Raw genomic sequence first — 16371 nt, forward strand, 5'->3', positions numbered from 1 at the left:
TTATACAGTAAAATATCTTCAAAGAGATTTTCAGTCAAATGAAAATCTCTTTTTTTGTGATTTAACTAAGTTTCCAATATTTCATAAACATTGAACCATTAAGAAATTAAGTTAAATGAAGTATTAGCGCTTAATTTTTCTTCATTTCTTAATGGTTTATATTTCCCTCTAGATTTTTTCGTTTTTGAAAATTTCAGCTACAGCAGCTTCGTAGTTCCGAATACTTTGAGCTTTTTTGATCTTTTTTAAAACTTTGTGCGGGTTTGAAAAAGTAGTACTAAAATACTCCCACAAATGATACATTTTCAATAAGATATGTGTACTTCCTGATAATGACTCGCTGTAAATAGCGTACAATGTATCATGAAAAGCGCTAAATAATTCCATTTTATTAGATGGATATTCGGTAGTGTCATTTTTTATCATCGTTGGTAAAAAAGGATCGGCAATTAAACCGCGGCCAATCATCCAATGTGATATTGATGGAAAACGCTCTTGCATTTTTCTAAACCCTTCAACCGAAGTAATATCTCCATTATAATACAAAGTATGTTTGGCTTGATCAATACATTTTTGAAAACCATCAAGATCTACCCCGCCTTTGTACAGTTGTTTTCCTAAGCGAGCGTGTATGGCAATATTTTTCAGTGGATACCTATCAAGAATTGGAAGCACATCTAAAATTTCTTGCGGAGATTCATAACCCAAGCGCATTTTCATTGATACCAAAATATCGGTTTCATTGTGGGCACGTTCCAAAATATGATTGATTTTTTCGGTATTGCTGATTAGACCTGAACCCATTCCTGATTTTGTGACCATCGGATATGGGCAACCTAAATTCCAATTGAGTTCTTTATAGCCTAATTCTAAAACATATTTGGCAACAAACAAAAATTCTTCGGCATCGTTAGTAATTACTTGTGGAATAACCTCTAAATCTAAATTATTGTCCAATTGCAAGTCACGCTGATAAGATGGTTTGATGACCAATTTTCCATTTAGTCGAATGTAAGGAGAATAAAAAGTATCAATACCACCAAATAATTTATTTTGGGCATTGCGAAAACGAAAATCGGTAAATCCTTGTAAAGGTGATGAAAGAAGGGTAAAGCTCATATTATTTTAAAAAACACAAAGGTATCTTTTATAACGCAAGTACCCTAATTATAGCTGCATTACTCCAATATCAATTGCATAAAAACCGAGTGCAACCAACGATCAAATTTAAATCCTGATTCTTTAATTACGCCCACCGTTTTAAAACCAAATTTTTCGTGAAAGGTTACGCTACTCTCATTTTCGGCATCAATTACGGCAATCATGGTGTGCAGTTTTTGTTGTTTTGCTAACGAAATGAGCTCTTGCAATAGCAGTTTGCCAATGCCTTTTCCATGAAAATTTTCATCAACGTATACCGAGTGCTCTACTGTAAATTTATACGCTTCACGGAAACGAAATTCACTATACATCCCAAAACCAACTACTTGATTTTCAATACTGGCTACAATCACTGGGAAATTTTTAGCCAGTTTGTCTTCTATGATATTTTTTTGTTGCTCTAATGTTCTCACGTTGTAATCGTAAAGCGCTGTAGAGTGCAAAATATTGTAATTAATAATATCGAGAATGGCTTGAGTATCTTCGGGTTGATAGGGGCGAATGCTTACAGACATGGCTATTTGATTTGGTTCAAAATTAACAAAAAAGAGCTAAAAGAAAAGGAAATAGCCTGCCAAGTTTGTAACTTTGTAACTCAGAAAAATGACACGATGATATACCCCAAAATACCTTTAGCGCAAAGCATAATTGAGTTCTGTTTGGCCAAAGGAATCACCACTATAATAATTTCGCCCGGTTCACGTAATGCGCCCTTAACCATAGGTTTTGCGAGTAATCCTGCTTTTACCTGCTACAGTATTGCCGATGAGCGTTCGGCAGCGTTTTTCGGTTTAGGAATTGCGCAGCAAACCAAGCAGGCAGTAGCTTTGGTTTGTACATCTGGATCAGCTTTGCTAAATTATTATCCCGCTTTTGCGGAAGCGTTTTACAGTCAAATTCCGTTGATTGTTATTTCTGCTGATCGTCCGCAAAGTAAAATTGATATTGGCGATGGGCAAACGATAAGGCAAGAAAACGTGTTTGCTAACCATTCATTGTACAATGCCAATTTACAAGAAGAGGTGTCGAATGAAAACGATATCAAAATTAATGAAGCCATAAATACTGCTTTGACTCAAAAAGGACCTGTTCATATCAACGCACCTTTCGAAGAGCCTTTGTATGAAACTGTCACAGAACTTTCGGTTAATGTGAATGTAATTCCTGTTGCAATTGAAAATTCAATTCTAGCAATTGATGAAGTACAAAAAGCTGCTGAAAGTTGGAATAAGGCATCAAAAAAAATGATTTTAGTAGGTGTCAATGAACCAAATGCGGTCAACGATGCTATAATTGAAGCTTTAGCTCAAGATGAATCGGTTGTAGTGCTAACAGAAACGACTTCTAATTTGCATCATACCACCTTTATCAGCAACATCGATACGATTATTACGCCTTTTACGGAGACTGAATTTGAACAACTTCGACCTGAAATCTTGATTACTTTTGGTGGAATGGTAGTATCAAAACGCATTAAAGCTTTTTTACGAAAGTACAAACCAAAGGAACATTGGCACATCGATCCGTTGCGTGCTTATGATACTTTTGGCGCGTTGACAAACCATTTTACGGTAACTCCCAATATATTTTTTGAGTCATTATTTCCGCTTGCGCAAAAGGGAAGCAGTACTTACTTCCAAGAATGGGATCATATTAAAAGTCACAGAAAACTAAAAGTCGATTTGTACTTGTCGAAGATTCCTTTCTCAGATTTTAAAGTATTTGAAAAAGTAATTCCAGCACTACCGCAGCACTCGCAATTACAAATAAGTAATAGTTCGGCCATTCGGTACGCTCAATTAATTGAAATTGATCCAACCATCGAAGTGTATTGCAATCGCGGAACGAGTGGAATTGATGGCAGTACGTCTACCGCAATTGGCGCCGCCGTTGCCAATAAAAAACAAACCGTGTTTATCACAGGTGACATCGGATTTTTGTACGATACCAATGCACTTTGGAACCACTACATTCCTAAAAACTTTAAAATTATTTTGATTAATAACGGTGGTGGCGGTATTTTCAGGATTTTGCCAGGTCATGCTGAAACTCCTGTGTTTAATACTTATTTCGAAACTTCACATTGCTTAACAGCCGAGCATTTGGCAAAAATGTATGGTTTTAAATATACCATTGCTAGTGATGAAGGAAGTTTACAGACCGCGGTAACCGAATTATTTGCTCAAAATGAACAAGCTTGCATTCTTGAGGTTTTCACTCCAACGTTATTAAACGACCAGATTTTATTGAATTTTTTTAAAGAGTTAAATTAAATTTAATCTCACTTTTCTTGGTTCAGAAGATTTTATGTTTAAATTTGGTTGTGTTACTAAACTAATAAACAACCATTAAACCAATTATTTATGAGTGCAAGAGAAGAATTAATTACCAAGTATGCTGCTGATTTAAAAGAAAAATGCGGTGTAGAACCAAATATGGATTTGCTAACCAAAGTTACTATTGGATGCGGCCCATCAATTTATAATGCAGATGCTGCTACGGTTGCAGGAAGTCAACAAGCGGAATTAGACAATGTAAAAAATAACTTTTTGATTAAAAAATTAGGTCTTACTGACGGTCCTGAGCTTGATGCTGCCATTGATGCGGTGATGGAGCAGTACGGACGTTCAAACAGAAATAAGTTTAGAGCAGTTATTTATTATTTGTTAACGGTACATTTCAAAAAAGAAAGCGTTTACAATTAATAAACTTTGTTTTACTGCATAAAAAAAGCGTTCGAATCATCGAACGCTTTTTTGTTATAAGAAGTTGTATTTATCGAATTGGCAGCGGGAATACAGGTAAACTCGAGTGACCTAATTCATCCACCGCTTGAACAGCAAAAAAGAAATTGTCTTTTGAGTACGGAATTTCAGCTTTGGTTCCTTTTACAAAAATTGTTTTTTCCCAATGTTGTGAGGACGTTTCACGAACTAAAATGTTATAGCCATAAACTGGTTTTCCTGCGGGTGCAGTCCATACCAAAGTAGAGAAATTAGTTAAGTCTTTTACTTCAATTCCAACGTTGGTTGGAGCTTTTGGTGACCAAGCTAAGTTGCTGTAAGAAGCTAAGTTAGATAAGGTTACTTTTTTCATATATTCAAAGTCCATAAACTCTACTAAGTCGCCGTATTGAATGTTGTTTTCCTTACGAACGTCTTGGTGTTGATGGTCGTAGTTTTCGTTCATTTCACAAAAACGAACAGCTGTAAAACCATTTTGACTAAAAGGAGTGTGATCTCCTCCGCGCAAGAAACGATCATTGCGATATACTAAAGAAATATCTAATTGGTCTACGTATTGGTTGGTTATCGTTTTGATGTAACGTGCCAATTGTCTTGACGGGCTGTCGTTATCACGGTTGATAGACTTTCTAACTTTTGCTTCAGCCTCAGTTTCTAAAAACGGAATTGCCTCACTGAACACGCGCACCTTTGTATTGTCGCGCAACATTGTTCCGCTCGAAAGGCTGTTACCAATCATGTCGTTGTTGAACATGGCAATTAGATTCCACTTTTCGTTTTTGGCTTTATCAGCCAAATGTTTGGCACCATACAAACCTTGTTCTTCGCCAACAACTGCAACAAAAATCAAGGTAAAAGGGAATTCTCTTTGGCTCATGATGCGCGCCAATTCCATCATAGCAGCAACTCCTGAGGCATCATCATTGGCGCCGGGAGCATCACTTTTAGCATCCATCACGTCAGACGCTCTGGAGTCTAAATGGCCGCTAATAACCATCACACGGTCATCAGTAGGGTCAGTACCTTTTAATGTAGCCATTACGTTACCCAACTGGCTGTCGGTAGCAATGCGGCGTCCATCGGCTTTTACAGTAAAATAGTCAATTACAGATGTCAATCTGCCGCTTGAAGCTAAAGCATATTTATCAAATTCAGATTTTACCCAGCGTTGTGCTGCGCCAATACCGCGTGTATTACTTTTGGTATCGCTTAAAGTATGGCGGGTACCAAACGAAACGAGTTTGCGTACGGTAGCTTCCATGTTTTCCGATTTCACTTCGGACAGCATTTTTTTAATTTCGGGATCGTCTACGGTTGATTGTGCCACGCTCGAAAACGAGAAACAAAAGAATAGCACAAATGTAATAATGGAGTTAGATTTCATTAAGTAGTTTTTATTAGTTTCTCCAAAGTTAATAAAAAAGAAAATGAATGCTGCTTGCGTGTTTAATTTTAGGATTTGTTTGAAGTTGAAGTTGGACAGTTTTAGGTGGTATTTGGATTGGAATTTGAATCGTAAATTTATTATTGAAGACCTAACAGGTTTTTAAAACCTGTTAGGTCTCAGCCAAATTAATTTTTTAAGACTTACAATGGAGAACGTCGCCTGAAAACATAAATTGCAAATCTAGCCGCGATGGAAGCGAGTATCCCACGCTTTTTTGCGTGGATACTGCGGACAGCGGGACTACACGCGAGCAGAAAGATAGTTGTATGCTCCCAAAAAGAAAAAGAATAGAAATATTTAGGCTTTATTTTTTTGTGGACCGTTTCTGAATATCCTATTTTCAAACTTCGTACCTTTGTGCTTTAGAAATTGAACTATAATGATTGAAATAGGAAAATACAATACGCTTACTATATTACGTGATACCCAAGTGGGTTTGTTTTTGGGAAATCCGGAGCTGGATCCAGAAGGAATTCACGATGTGTTACTGCCAAACAAATATGTTCCAAAGGTATTCGAAATAGGTGAGGAGCTCATTGTGTTTGTGTATTTGGATCACGAACAACGACCTGTGGCGACTACGCTTGAACCTTATATTTTACTGAACGAATTTGCGTTGCTTAGGGTAAACTATACCAATCAAGTGGGTGCTTTTATGGATTGGGGAATGGAAAAAGATATCTTGGTTCCGTTTAAAGAGCAAGCACGCCCGATGGAAAAAGGCAAGCGCTATTTGGTGTACTTGTATCTTGATCAAAAAACCAATCGTTTGGTGGCATCAAGTAAATTAAACCAGTTCTTGAAAAATGAAAACCTTACGGTCGAAAAAGGAGAAGAAGTTGATTTAATTGTTTCGCACATAACGGAGTTGGGGATTAACGTAATCATCAACGAAAAATACAAGGGTTTGATGTACAAAGACGAAGTGTACGATGATGCAATTCGCACAGGAGATCGTATGCGCGGATATATCAAATCCATTAGACCAGATAACAAGATAGATGTTTCGCTTCAAATTCAAGGTTACCAAAGTATTGAACCAAATGCAGAGAAAATTTTAGACGAGCTAAGAGCAAGTCGCGGTTTCTTGCGACTTACCGATAATTCTCATCCAGAAGATATCAAAACGGTACTGAAAATGAGTAAGAAGACTTTTAAAAAGGCAATTGGCGCTTTGTATCGAGAACAACGCATCGAAATTAAAGAAGACGGCATTTATTTGATTAAAGAGTAAAAAAAAGAAAGACTAATCGATAATGATTAGTCTTTCTCGTTTTAATGTTAAGCTTGTACCTGCAAGCGTATCATTAAAAAATATAGGTTGCAATTTGTTTATCAATGCGTTTACGTTATTATAGCAACAGTTTTGCTATTTCTGTTATACTTTTAAACGAAGCAAACGATACAACCTTTTCTATACCTTGTTGTAGTCACGAATCACTACTAAATTCATTCTTGCAATTTATTTGAATCGAAATATAACCTAAAGTAAACTGTGTTTAACATTAAAATACAAACTCATTTTAAATGGTTATTCCGTTGATTATCATATGTTAAAGATATTTAAATTCAAATAATAATTTGCTTTTTTGGTTTTAAATTTTACTTTTTTTCACATTTGTTTTCTATAAATCAGATAAATATTACCACAAGCTTATTGAAATGGAATAGGGATAATGTAAAAAATGATTTATTTTTACACTGAAAATTTTAAATCATTCAAAATGGATTGGATTACTGCCAAAGAGTACGAAGATATCACTTATAAAAAATGCAATGGGGTAGCCCGAATTGCCTTTAACCGTCCGGATGTGCGCAACGCATTCCGACCAAAAACAACTGCCGAATTATACAATGCTTTTTACGATGCGCAAGAGGATACCTCAATTGGTGTGGTATTGCTGTCTGCTGAAGGTCCTTCGTCTAAAGATGGCGTTTATTCTTTTTGTAGCGGTGGCGATCAAAACGCACGCGGGCATCAAGGGTATGTGGGCGACGACGGGCAACACCGTTTAAATATTCTGGAGGTACAAAGATTAATTCGCTTTATGCCAAAAGTTGTTATTGCTGTTGTTCCAGGATGGGCAGTAGGTGGCGGACACAGTTTACATGTGGTTTGTGATATGACTTTAGCTAGTAAAGAACACGCTATTTTTAAACAAACCGATGCTGATGTAACTAGTTTTGATGGTGGTTACGGCTCGGCATATTTGGCCAAAATGGTGGGACAGAAAAAAGCGAGAGAAATTTTCTTTTTGGGTCGTAATTATTCAGCGCAAGAGGCAATGGATATGGGCATGGTAAATGCGGTAGTGCCACACGATGAATTAGAAGCAACTGCTTACGAATGGGCTCAGGAAATTTTGCAAAAATCGCCTATGGCTATCAAAATGCTAAAATTCGCCATGAATTTGACAGATGATGGAATGGTTGGTCAACAGGTATTTGCTGGTGAAGCGACACGTTTAGCATATATGACTGAGGAAGCAAAAGAAGGTAGAAATGCGTTTCTTGAAAAGAGAAAACCAAACTTTGAAAAAAAATGGTTGCCTTAACGAAATAGTTTCATTTGCTGCTTGAAAATTACACCACTTTATTTACTTAGATTAAAGTGCTTAAACAATTGTACTCTTTATGGAATTATTTACGAATAATATTATTGACACTCAAAATTTACCCAAATTAGAGTCTATTCCGTTTACGGCTTTGAATAGTAAATACGGAATTGTTATTGCTTGTAATCTGGCACTGATTATTGGTGTACTTACTGGCGGGTTGTTTGTTCTTGCTGAACTTGAACCTGATATTTTTAGTAACAGAATTTGGTTCATTATTGGTGTTTTGACGCCTTTGTCGTTATTATTTATTGTTTGTTTTGCAATCATTGGTTTTAAGAAAAAAGGTTTTGCTTTTCGCGAGCATGATGTGGTCTATCGTTCTGGAATTATTGCTACAAATACTATTGTAATTCCTTATAATAGAGTGCAGCATGTTGCCTTACATGAAGGGTTTGTTTCACGATTTTTAGGATTGGCAAAGGTTCAAGTTTTTACAGCAGGCGGCAGTGCAAGCGACATTGAAATTCCGGGTATCGAAAAAGAACAAGCCGAAAATATCAAACAATTATTGATGGGCAAAATTCAAAAACAATTATAATGCGTACTGATTTTAGTCAGCCGCAAAGGCAGTCAGCTGTTGGTATTTGGGTTTTGTTTTTTTATACATTACAACAATACGCACGAGCCTTTTGGCCTGTTTTTTTGGTTTTCTTTTTTAGGTTAAAAAACTTTTATTTGGGGTACATTTTTGGAGTGATTGGGCTTTTTTTAGTGCTAATCGCTCTCATTTCGTACTTAAAATACAGGAACTTTACTTTTTATCTGGATGAAGAAAATCAAGAATTCATTATCAACGAAGGTATTTTAAACAAGACCAAAACTGCCATCCAACTCAATAAGATTCAGCAAGTAAATATTAACCAGTCGTTTATTCAAAAAATAATTGGGGTTTATGAATTGCAAGTTGATACTGCAGGCAGCAGCAAAAAAGAGGGAAACATCAAGGCCATTTCGCAGCAACTGGCTTTGGATTTAAAAGCATGCTTGCTGGAAAATGAAGGCAAAGAACGTATTTTAGGTCTAAATGAACCTGGTACAGCAGTAGAATTTGAAAGCAACACAACGATAACACCTTTTATAAAAATTAGTTTTTTTAGCTTGTTAAAAGTCGGAATTACTTCAAACTACCAGCGAACTATTGCTTTGTTGGTTTTATTTTTCAGTACTGTTTTCGAGAGCCTTTCAAAATTAGCCGATCAAGAAACCGGCTATGAGCAGGATTTTGGGTCTTATTTTGATTCCTCTCAAGGATTGACGGCTATAATCATGGGTTTTTTCATGGTACTTGTTGCTGTTTTGGTACTAAATATTATTCGGGTTTTTGTGCAGTTTTTTAATTTTAATATAGCCAAACAAAAAGGTTCATTACTTTTATCATACGGCCTTTTAAACTCCAAGAGCACTATTGTAAAACCAGAGAAAGTTCAAATCACCACCGTTACACAAAATTACTTTCAACGTAAGTGGGGTATTTTAGACGTAAGAATTAAACAAGCAACCGGTGGCGACGAGGAACAGCGCAAATCAGCAATTGAAATTCCAGGTTGTGATCCTATAGAGCGCGACGCGATTTTACAGTTGTTGTTTTCTAAACTACCTGAAAAAGGAATCGAATTGACTCCCAATTATCGAAAGTTAGTTTTTGCGCTTTTTATTACCGTAGCTATCCCTGTTGCCTTATTTTTTGGGTTGGCAAATACTTTTTTTCCTGAGATAATGGAATATGTAGGTTGGGTTCCGTTTTATGTTGTACTGATGACTGTTTTGCAGTATTTTAAGTTCAAAAATTATCGCTTGTACATTCATCCAGAATTCATCATTAAAACGTCGGGTGCTTGGGATGTTAGCGAAGCAATTATTTTGCCTCAAAAAATTCAAGCCATTACCACTTCACAGCTGTTTTGGCACAAAAAAGCAGATATTGGTTCAGTTGTTTTGCATACAGCAGGAGGAAATATTTCATTTCAATTGGCTAATTATACCGTACTCAAGGAACACATCAATCGATGGTTGTACGAATTAGAAACTTCCAACAGCAATTGGATGTAAAAAACAATGCATATCGTTGTTTTATGCCGTACATTTGTACATACAATTGTCAGTAAAATAGAATTTAAAAAATAAAAAATAGTATGAAGCAGTGGATTGAAGCCGCACGTTTACGAACCCTACCCTTATCTGTATCCGGAATCATCGTGGGTAGTATGTATGCATTGCGACCAACAAATACAATTGAAACACCTACAGAAGTTTTTAGCTGGTCTATTTTTGGCCTTGCTTTGTTAACAACCTTGGGCTTGCAAGTGCTCTCTAACTTTGCTAATGATTATGGCGATGGAGTAAAAGGAACTGATAATTCTGATCGGGTAGGTCCCATGCGTGCCATTCAAAGTGGCGCTATCAGTGCCCAAGCCATGAAGCAGGCTATTATTATTACATCTGTTTTAACCTTGTTTTCAGCAGTAGCCTTAATTTATGTTTCTTTCAAAGACACTAATCTTTGGTTTTCACTATTCTATTTGGTTTTGGGAATTCTGGCAATCGTATCGGCCATTCGCTATACAGTAGGAAAAACTGCTTATGGCTACCGTGGTTTTGGGGATATTTTTGTATTTGTTTTCTTTGGTTTGGTGAGCACTTTGGGAGTTAATTTTTTATATGCCAAACAACTTGATTTCGATTTATTTCTTCCTGCTGCCGCTATCGGATTATTAAGTACTGGAGTTCTTAATTTGAACAACATGCGCGATGAAGCTTCAGACAGAAAATCAAATAAAAATACCATGGTAGTACAAATGGGCGGTGCCAAAGCTAAAAAATACCATTATTTCTTGGTAATTACGGCAATGGTTTTGGTTATAATTTTTGCTATTTTAAGCGAGTATCGCCTAGATCAATACCTTTTTGTTTTGGCCTATATTCCATTAATCAAACATTTAAAAACCGTACAAACCAATCAAAATCCAAAAGAACTCGATCCCGAATTAAAAAAATTAGCATTAAGCACTTTCGCGCTGTCTTTGCTTTTGGCGTTGTGCATGGTATCGCTTATTCAGGATATTATTGTTAACCTGTTTTTAGGCGGTCGCTAAGTTCATTTTACCCCAAAAAAGAGTTTTATTTTACAACTATCGGCTATATTTTTTCGTTAATACACACAAACCTTTAATTCAATTCTTATGAAAATTACATTTTATGGTCACGCTTCACTAGGTATCGAGGTAGGTGGCAAAAACATTTTAGTAGATCCTTTTATATCTCCAAATCCAAAAGCGGCGCATATCAACGTAAACGAGCTGGCTGCTGATTATATTTTACTTACGCACGCGCACGGCGATCACATTGCTGATGTTGAGGCTATCGCAAAAAGAACCAATGCCGTAATTGTATCCAATGCTGAAATTGCAGATTACTATAGTGCCAAAGGTTTTCAGGCTCACCCGATGAATCACGGCGGAAGCTGGAATTTCGATTTTGGTAAAGTGAAATATGTGAATGCAGTGCATTCAAGTTCTTTTCCTGACGGAGCAACTGGTGGAAATCCAGGAGGTTTTGTAATTGAGAGCGAGCACAAAAACATCTACATTGCAGGTGATACGGCCTTGACAATGGATATGAAACTCATTCCAATGCGCACCAAATTAGACTTAGCTATTCTTCCAATCGGGGATAATTTCACTATGGATGTTGAAGATGCTATCCTTGCGTCAGATTTTGTAGAATGTGACAAAGTTTTAGGCTACCATTTTGACACTTTCGGTTATATCGAAATCAATAAGGAAGAGGCTATCCGTAAGTTTTTCAACAAAGGAAAAGACTTAATGTTGCTAGAAATAGGAGCATCTATCGATTTGTAAATGGTTTAGGAGCTTTTTCCTGCTATTCGTTACAATCTTTTACAAAATGGCTGGCCTTATCAGGCTGGCCATTTTATAAAAGGATTTCCACTACTATCAGGGCTAGGAAGAGTGTTTCTTTCTAAACTAATTGATTTCAGAGTTAACTATCTTATTATGTTACAAAAAAAATATTTTTTTATTTACTTCGCGCTGTTGCTAGCCTCAGGTGTTTTCGCTCAAAAGGAAGGCTATTGGGATAAAGCACGCGCAACCACACAAGAAATTCAAGTTTCGGCACGTGATCGAATGTTAGTCAAAACTCAAGATTTACCTGAAGGCACTATCGAAATTTTGTTTCGCATTACTTTGCTTGATAAAAACCAGCAAATGGCGAGCAGTTTGGTATCTGTTCTAAAGGCAATTCCTGATCCTACCGGAATAAGTCAAGGTTCTGCCGGAGCGGTTTTTTTACTTTCTAAAATATCGGGTGATGATACTTGCAAATACGCCGTTTTTACCTCAGCTAGTGCTGCACAACAATACGTAAAAGACGGAACGGCAACTGCTGCTTGTTTCGAGCAAAGCAAAGCCGTTAGTAAAGATGCGCAATTACTATCTGCTGATAAGAGTCTTTGCTTGCAGCAAAACTCTGGAAACTTATGGTTTGCTTTTGAAAGCAAAAATTGGATCATGAGTCAAAAAATTATTTTAGAAGTGGTGCCTTGGGTTGATACAAAATTGAGTCGTGGTTGGACAGTCGATAACCGAAAAGCAATAATTGAACAATGCAAGACCTCTAATTTGGCTAAAAAAATGTCTAATTCAGATGATTTTTGTGTTTGTATTTTAGATAAGATTCAAAACAAATACAAGGCAAAGGAATTTACAAAATTACTGCCTGCAGAACAGTCTAAAGCTTTTAAAGATTTCGGTAACAGTTGTTACGGCGAAACGAGCTTGTCACAATCAATTTATGCTGATTTACGCACGCAAGCCGCTACATTAGCCAAGCAAGGCAAACCTGCTGAAGCGATAACGCAATTGCTAACTGTCGTAAATGATGGTCAAGCAACAGCTTTAGATTTTAATACATTGGGTCGCAATTATCTCATAACCAAACAGTACGGCAAAGCAATTAAGTATTTAGAAGAAGGAGCTCAAAAAGATCCATCTGAATTGCTTATACAGCTCAATTTGGCGCATGCCTATTTGTTGAATGATGATTTTTCGGCAGCAAAAAAAATACACAAAACCTATCAAAATCAAAATGTAACGGCACAGGCTAGTTGGGTAAAACAAACGGAGCTTGATTTTACTGCTTTTGCAAAAGCGGGTATTCAATCAGCAGATTTTGATCGTATTTTGAAATTACTTCGTTAAAATAACAAGTTTTAAAAACAATATCGTGAAAGCAACTTATCATAAATACATGCTCGAGTTCAAGCGTCCGTCAGGTACCTCACGTGGTGTTTTGACAGAGAAAGAAACGTGGTTTATTAGCATTGAGCACAACGGAAAAAAGGGAATAGGAGAGTGCGGTATTTTGCGTGGCCTAAGCGCGGATGATCGTCCTGATTACGAGCGACGTTTGCAATGGACTTGCGAGAATATTAATTTGGGAGTGACAGCGCTTTGGGATGCTTTGATAGAGTTTCCGTCAATTCAATTTGGCGTTGAAATGGCTTTTCAATCTTTAGCGAGTGCGAATCCGTTCGAGTTGTTTCCTTCTGATTTTACAAACGGAGCTCAAGCCATGGATGTTAATGGTTTAATTTGGATGGGCGAGGAAGCTTACATGAAAGAGCAAATTGAAGAGAAATTAGCAGATGGTTTTCGATGTGTAAAACTCAAAATTGGAGCCATCGAATTTGAAAAAGAATTGTCTTTATTGCGTTATATTCGTACTCATTTTACTGCTGATCAAGTAGAACTTAGAGTCGATGCTAACGGTGCTTTTGATAAAAATGATGCTTTAGATAAATTAACACAATTATCTGAATTTGAATTACATAGTATTGAACAACCCATTGCTAAAAATCAAGCTGACAGTATGGCAGAGTTGTGTAAAAACACTCCTTTCCCAATTGCATTAGACGAGGAATTGATTGGAGTTTATTCTACCGCAGATAAAGAAGAATTGTTGCAAAAAATTAAGCCGCAATACATCATTTTAAAACCTAGTTTTGTGGGTGGTTTTCGAGGTACACAAGAATGGATCGACTTAGCCGAAAAACATCAAATAGGTTGGTGGATTACCTCAGCTTTAGAAAGTAATATTGGCTTAAATGCAATTGCTCAATGGACGTATTTGCAGAACAGTCCGCTTCCACAAGGATTGGGAACTGGTGCTTTGTATACCAATAATTTTGATAGTCCGCTACAAGTAAAAGCAGGACAACTGTGGTACAAAAAGGAGGTGGGATGGTCTTTTGATTTTGCTTTCTTCGAAAAAAGATAAGAACAATAATTTTTGAAAATAAAAAAACGGAGCTTTAGGAGCTCCGTTTTTGCATATAGTGGCGCAATGAGGCCGAGGCCCTTTGCTGTAATTTTTTCTGAAAAAATCCGGTCCAACCTAGTAAAGTACCTTTGAAACCAAAAGCTTGTTTTGACCATTTATATAAATCAAAATCATCGGTATGTTTACTAATAAGCCCATTTTCAAACTGAAATTGTGCTTGTATTTTGTTAACAACTACCTTATTTGTTGCACTAAATGGATAAGTGGCAACCCATTTTGTCTTGCCTACAAATTCGTTTGCAGCAACATCAACAAATTCAATTCTTAAATTTCCTTTGCTTTTTTCAAGTAACATTTGCCACATGGCGGCAACTTCTTCACCGTGCAACACTCCAAAAACTGGATCTCTGAATTGCACGTTTGGCGCATAACAGCGCGACATTGCCACAAAATCACCTTTTGCGAAAGCAGTGTAAAATGTATTTAATAGTTGCTCGTTGGTCGTCATTTTTTAAACTCGGTTATAAGAACAATGCATTTGGTTCGTTTTACTCTTTTTCATTTTGCAAATCAAATTGCTTTATATGAAAGTTGAGATGAAACCATAAGCACATTGTAAAGCTTTTTGGGCTACAAATAAATTTATTTGCTATTTACCTCAAAAAGTAGTATAATATTTAAAGATAACTTTTTTTAGATATCTCTATTTATTTGGCAAATAATAATCTAGAATTTTATTCAATTCTAATTATTCGACCGTTGTGCTTTGCTCATTGTAGGCTGCTGTTTTCTTTTGAACCAAAGCGCCTACTGCAAATTGCAACAAAGTACCAAATACTTTTTTTATAGGATTATGTGTGCTACCAACAATGGCTTTACGTGTTACATAACCGGTAAGCAAGCCTAAACCATTACTTATTAAATCATTTTTTAGATCAGATGATTGACGGACTTCGCCAAATGTTCTTTTTAAAATATTGATAGGTTTGTAGTGGCTGTAGGTTTCGTGATATTGATTTTTTAGATCTAACAATTCCAACTCTTGCTTGCGCTTCAATAGATCAATAGCTTCTTGTAAGGTGTCTGAGGGATTGATAGGTTTCATAGCGTTTTGTTTTTAAGCATTTTTACAATAATCAAGTTGCTGATTGGTGTTTTGATCCATTTATCTTTGAATACAAACAGTAAAACAGCAATAAGCAAATAAAATACTGCTACAATGAAAAAACCATGATGTATTTTGCCAACAAGATCACCTACATAAAAAGAAAGCCCAATGTTTAATAGCAATGCAAACATTCCAATTACAACAGCAATCATCATGCGTGATAATAACGATGAGGATAAATCAGCTGCTTTATCGATAGCTTGTAACTTGGCTAATTCAATTGAAGTTTTGGTATAGGTTTCTGCTTTTTCAAAGAGATCCTCTATTGAAGGTGTTTTTTTTTCCATGATAGTTGTATTGCATTAAAAGTTCAAACAAACTGAAATCGTTTGTTGTGCTATTTAAAGTTTTTTAGCCGCTTGGGTTAAAGCTTCTGTACCTTCAATTATAGCATCTTTACCTTCTTCGGTAGCCGAATCGTATTTTTTTTGAATAGTTCCTATCAGCGCATCAATTTGACTTTTTAAATCTTCGGCATAACCAGCGCCTTTATCGGCTATTTTTTTTCTGGTTTTGCTACCTTTTTCAGGTGCAAATAATACTCCTAATAATGCTCCAACGGCAACTCCGCCTAAAATTCCTAATACTACTTTATCTGCTTTCATAATAATTTGTTTTAATGTTGATCTTTTGAATATGCCTTTGCAAATGCAGGACACTATTTTTACTTGAACTAACAACAAAACCTAAATCTCTAATTAAGAACTAAGTTTTGAGGATATAAAATTGCTAAAATCTTAGACGCTTTTTCCTGAAATAAGTCTGAATAGTACTGCAATGACAGCAATAACTAAAAGAAGGTGAATGATTGACCCTAGACTGTAAGCGAAAAAGCCGATAGCCCATAAAATAACTAAGATAACTGCGATGGTGTAAAGAAGATTGTTCATGATTTTGGTTTTTAAAAGATTAGTTTTAATTAACCGTTGGATG

18 protein-coding genes are annotated in these 16371 nt (G+C 36.2%); 10 read left to right on the forward strand and 8 right to left on the reverse strand.

Features of this window, described 5'->3' with window-relative positions:
• Positions 1 to 168: 168 nt before the first annotated feature.
• Positions 169 to 1119, reverse strand: coding sequence for a tRNA dihydrouridine synthase (locus G9Q29_RS05685; protein ID WP_166134208.1), 951 nt, complete (start codon positions 1117 to 1119; stop codon positions 169 to 171).
• Positions 1120 to 1178: 59 nt separating this feature from the next.
• On the reverse strand, positions 1179 to 1676 hold the full coding sequence (locus G9Q29_RS05690; RefSeq protein ID WP_166134210.1) for a GNAT family N-acetyltransferase: 498 nt from the start codon (positions 1674 to 1676) through the stop codon (positions 1179 to 1181).
• Positions 1677 to 1772: 96 nt separating this feature from the next.
• Between G9Q29_RS05690 and menD the strand changes: the two genes are divergently transcribed.
• Complete coding sequence (gene menD, locus G9Q29_RS05695) at positions 1773 to 3434, forward strand: 2-succinyl-5-enolpyruvyl-6-hydroxy-3-cyclohexene-1-carboxylic-acid synthase (protein ID WP_166134212.1); 1662 nt, start codon at positions 1773 to 1775, stop codon at positions 3432 to 3434.
• Between the two features lie 90 nt (positions 3435 to 3524).
• Positions 3525 to 3866 (forward strand): DUF2853 family protein, encoded by a 342-nt coding sequence (locus G9Q29_RS05700; protein WP_166134214.1) that lies wholly within the window; start codon positions 3525 to 3527, stop codon positions 3864 to 3866.
• A 70-nt stretch (positions 3867 to 3936) separates the two neighbouring features.
• On the opposite strand, the gene G9Q29_RS05705 is transcribed toward G9Q29_RS05700, so the two are convergent.
• The gene (locus G9Q29_RS05705) at positions 3937 to 5289 is read right to left on the reverse strand and encodes a M28 family metallopeptidase (protein WP_225872893.1); all 1353 of its coding nucleotides are present in this window, start codon (positions 5287 to 5289) and stop codon (positions 3937 to 3939) included.
• Between the two features lie 442 nt (positions 5290 to 5731).
• Here G9Q29_RS05705 and G9Q29_RS05710 point away from each other — a divergent pair, with 442 nt between their 5' ends.
• From G9Q29_RS05710 to G9Q29_RS05745, 8 genes are all read left to right on the forward strand, one after another.
• The gene (locus tag G9Q29_RS05710) at positions 5732 to 6586 is read left to right on the forward strand and encodes a CvfB family protein (RefSeq protein WP_166134216.1); all 855 of its coding nucleotides are present in this window, start codon (positions 5732 to 5734) and stop codon (positions 6584 to 6586) included.
• A 451-nt stretch (positions 6587 to 7037) separates the two neighbouring features.
• A complete protein-coding gene (locus G9Q29_RS05715) occupies positions 7038 to 7907 on the forward strand; it encodes a 1,4-dihydroxy-2-naphthoyl-CoA synthase (protein ID WP_166134218.1) in 870 nt (289 codons plus the stop codon).
• 79 nt (positions 7908 to 7986) lie between these two features.
• On the forward strand, positions 7987 to 8508 hold the full coding sequence (locus G9Q29_RS05720) for a PH domain-containing protein (RefSeq protein ID WP_166134220.1): 522 nt from the start codon (positions 7987 to 7989) through the stop codon (positions 8506 to 8508).
• Complete coding sequence (locus tag G9Q29_RS05725) at positions 8508 to 10019, forward strand: PH domain-containing protein (protein ID WP_166134222.1); 1512 nt, start codon at positions 8508 to 8510, stop codon at positions 10017 to 10019. Before G9Q29_RS05720 ends, G9Q29_RS05725 begins: the two co-directional genes overlap by 1 nt.
• Positions 10020 to 10102: 83 nt before the next feature.
• Positions 10103 to 11062: a 1,4-dihydroxy-2-naphthoate octaprenyltransferase gene (menA, locus tag G9Q29_RS05730; protein ID WP_166134224.1), complete on the forward strand. Its 960-nt coding sequence runs from the start codon at positions 10103 to 10105 to the stop codon at positions 11060 to 11062.
• An 87-nt stretch (positions 11063 to 11149) separates the two neighbouring features.
• Positions 11150 to 11827 (forward strand): metal-dependent hydrolase, encoded by a 678-nt coding sequence (locus G9Q29_RS05735; RefSeq protein WP_166134226.1) that lies wholly within the window; start codon positions 11150 to 11152, stop codon positions 11825 to 11827.
• Positions 11828 to 11983: 156 nt separating this feature from the next.
• A complete protein-coding gene (locus G9Q29_RS05740) occupies positions 11984 to 13189 on the forward strand; it encodes a tetratricopeptide repeat protein (protein ID WP_166134228.1) in 1206 nt (401 codons plus the stop codon).
• A 25-nt stretch (positions 13190 to 13214) separates the two neighbouring features.
• Positions 13215 to 14267, forward strand: a complete 1053-nt coding sequence (locus G9Q29_RS05745) for an o-succinylbenzoate synthase (RefSeq protein ID WP_166134230.1) — start codon at positions 13215 to 13217, stop codon at positions 14265 to 14267.
• A 34-nt stretch (positions 14268 to 14301) separates the two neighbouring features.
• On the opposite strand, the gene G9Q29_RS05750 is transcribed toward G9Q29_RS05745, so the two are convergent.
• The 5 genes from G9Q29_RS05750 to G9Q29_RS05770 form a co-directional block, all read right to left on the reverse strand.
• Positions 14302 to 14778: a nuclear transport factor 2 family protein gene (locus G9Q29_RS05750; RefSeq protein ID WP_166134232.1), complete on the reverse strand. Its 477-nt coding sequence runs from the start codon at positions 14776 to 14778 to the stop codon at positions 14302 to 14304.
• 240 nt (positions 14779 to 15018) lie between these two features.
• The gene (locus tag G9Q29_RS05755; RefSeq protein WP_166134234.1) at positions 15019 to 15375 is read right to left on the reverse strand and encodes a hypothetical protein; all 357 of its coding nucleotides are present in this window, start codon (positions 15373 to 15375) and stop codon (positions 15019 to 15021) included.
• A complete protein-coding gene (locus G9Q29_RS05760) occupies positions 15372 to 15725 on the reverse strand; it encodes a phage holin family protein (protein WP_166134236.1) in 354 nt (117 codons plus the stop codon). Before G9Q29_RS05760 ends, G9Q29_RS05755 begins: the two co-directional genes overlap by 4 nt.
• Before the next feature lie 54 nt (positions 15726 to 15779).
• Positions 15780 to 16043, reverse strand: coding sequence for a YtxH domain-containing protein (locus G9Q29_RS05765; RefSeq protein ID WP_166134237.1), 264 nt, complete (start codon positions 16041 to 16043; stop codon positions 15780 to 15782).
• A 132-nt stretch (positions 16044 to 16175) separates the two neighbouring features.
• A complete protein-coding gene (locus G9Q29_RS05770) occupies positions 16176 to 16328 on the reverse strand; it encodes a lmo0937 family membrane protein (protein WP_166134239.1) in 153 nt (50 codons plus the stop codon).
• Positions 16329 to 16371 lie beyond the last annotated feature (43 nt).

This window comes from Flavobacterium turcicum (assembly GCF_011365745.1).
GTDB lineage: Bacteria > Bacteroidota > Bacteroidia > Flavobacteriales > Flavobacteriaceae > Flavobacterium > Flavobacterium turcicum.

Bases quoted from the DNA above. Each gene is read 5' to 3' on its own strand.
- menA (WP_166134224.1), top strand. From the start codon at position 10,103: ATGAAGCAGTGGATTGAAGCCGCACGTTTACGAACCCTACCCTTATCT.
- G9Q29_RS05710 (WP_166134216.1), top strand. From the start codon at position 5,732: ATGATTGAAATAGGAAAATACAATACGCTTACTATATTACGTGATACC.
- G9Q29_RS05715 (WP_166134218.1), top strand. From the start codon at position 7,038: ATGATTTATTTTTACACTGAAAATTTTAAATCATTCAAAATGGATTGG.
- G9Q29_RS05760 (WP_166134236.1), bottom strand. From the start codon at position 15,725: ATGGAAAAAAAAACACCTTCAATAGAGGATCTCTTTGAAAAAGCAGAA.
- G9Q29_RS05720 (WP_166134220.1), top strand. From the start codon at position 7,987: ATGGAATTATTTACGAATAATATTATTGACACTCAAAATTTACCCAAA.
- G9Q29_RS05755 (WP_166134234.1), bottom strand. From the start codon at position 15,375: ATGAAACCTATCAATCCCTCAGACACCTTACAAGAAGCTATTGATCTA.
- G9Q29_RS05740 (WP_166134228.1), top strand. From the start codon at position 11,984: ATGTTACAAAAAAAATATTTTTTTATTTACTTCGCGCTGTTGCTAGCC.
- G9Q29_RS05690 (WP_166134210.1), bottom strand. From the start codon at position 1,676: ATGTCTGTAAGCATTCGCCCCTATCAACCCGAAGATACTCAAGCCATT.
- menD (WP_166134212.1), top strand. From the start codon at position 1,773: ATGATATACCCCAAAATACCTTTAGCGCAAAGCATAATTGAGTTCTGT.
- G9Q29_RS05735 (WP_166134226.1), top strand. From the start codon at position 11,150: ATGAAAATTACATTTTATGGTCACGCTTCACTAGGTATCGAGGTAGGT.
- G9Q29_RS05750 (WP_166134232.1), bottom strand. From the start codon at position 14,778: ATGACGACCAACGAGCAACTATTAAATACATTTTACACTGCTTTCGCA.
- G9Q29_RS05685 (WP_166134208.1), bottom strand. From the start codon at position 1,119: ATGAGCTTTACCCTTCTTTCATCACCTTTACAAGGATTTACCGATTTT.
- G9Q29_RS05725 (WP_166134222.1), top strand. From the start codon at position 8,508: ATGCGTACTGATTTTAGTCAGCCGCAAAGGCAGTCAGCTGTTGGTATT.
- G9Q29_RS05765 (WP_166134237.1), bottom strand. From the start codon at position 16,043: ATGAAAGCAGATAAAGTAGTATTAGGAATTTTAGGCGGAGTTGCCGTT.
- G9Q29_RS05700 (WP_166134214.1), top strand. From the start codon at position 3,525: ATGAGTGCAAGAGAAGAATTAATTACCAAGTATGCTGCTGATTTAAAA.
- G9Q29_RS05770 (WP_166134239.1), bottom strand. From the start codon at position 16,328: ATGAACAATCTTCTTTACACCATCGCAGTTATCTTAGTTATTTTATGG.
- G9Q29_RS05705 (WP_225872893.1), bottom strand. From the start codon at position 5,289: ATGAAATCTAACTCCATTATTACATTTGTGCTATTCTTTTGTTTCTCG.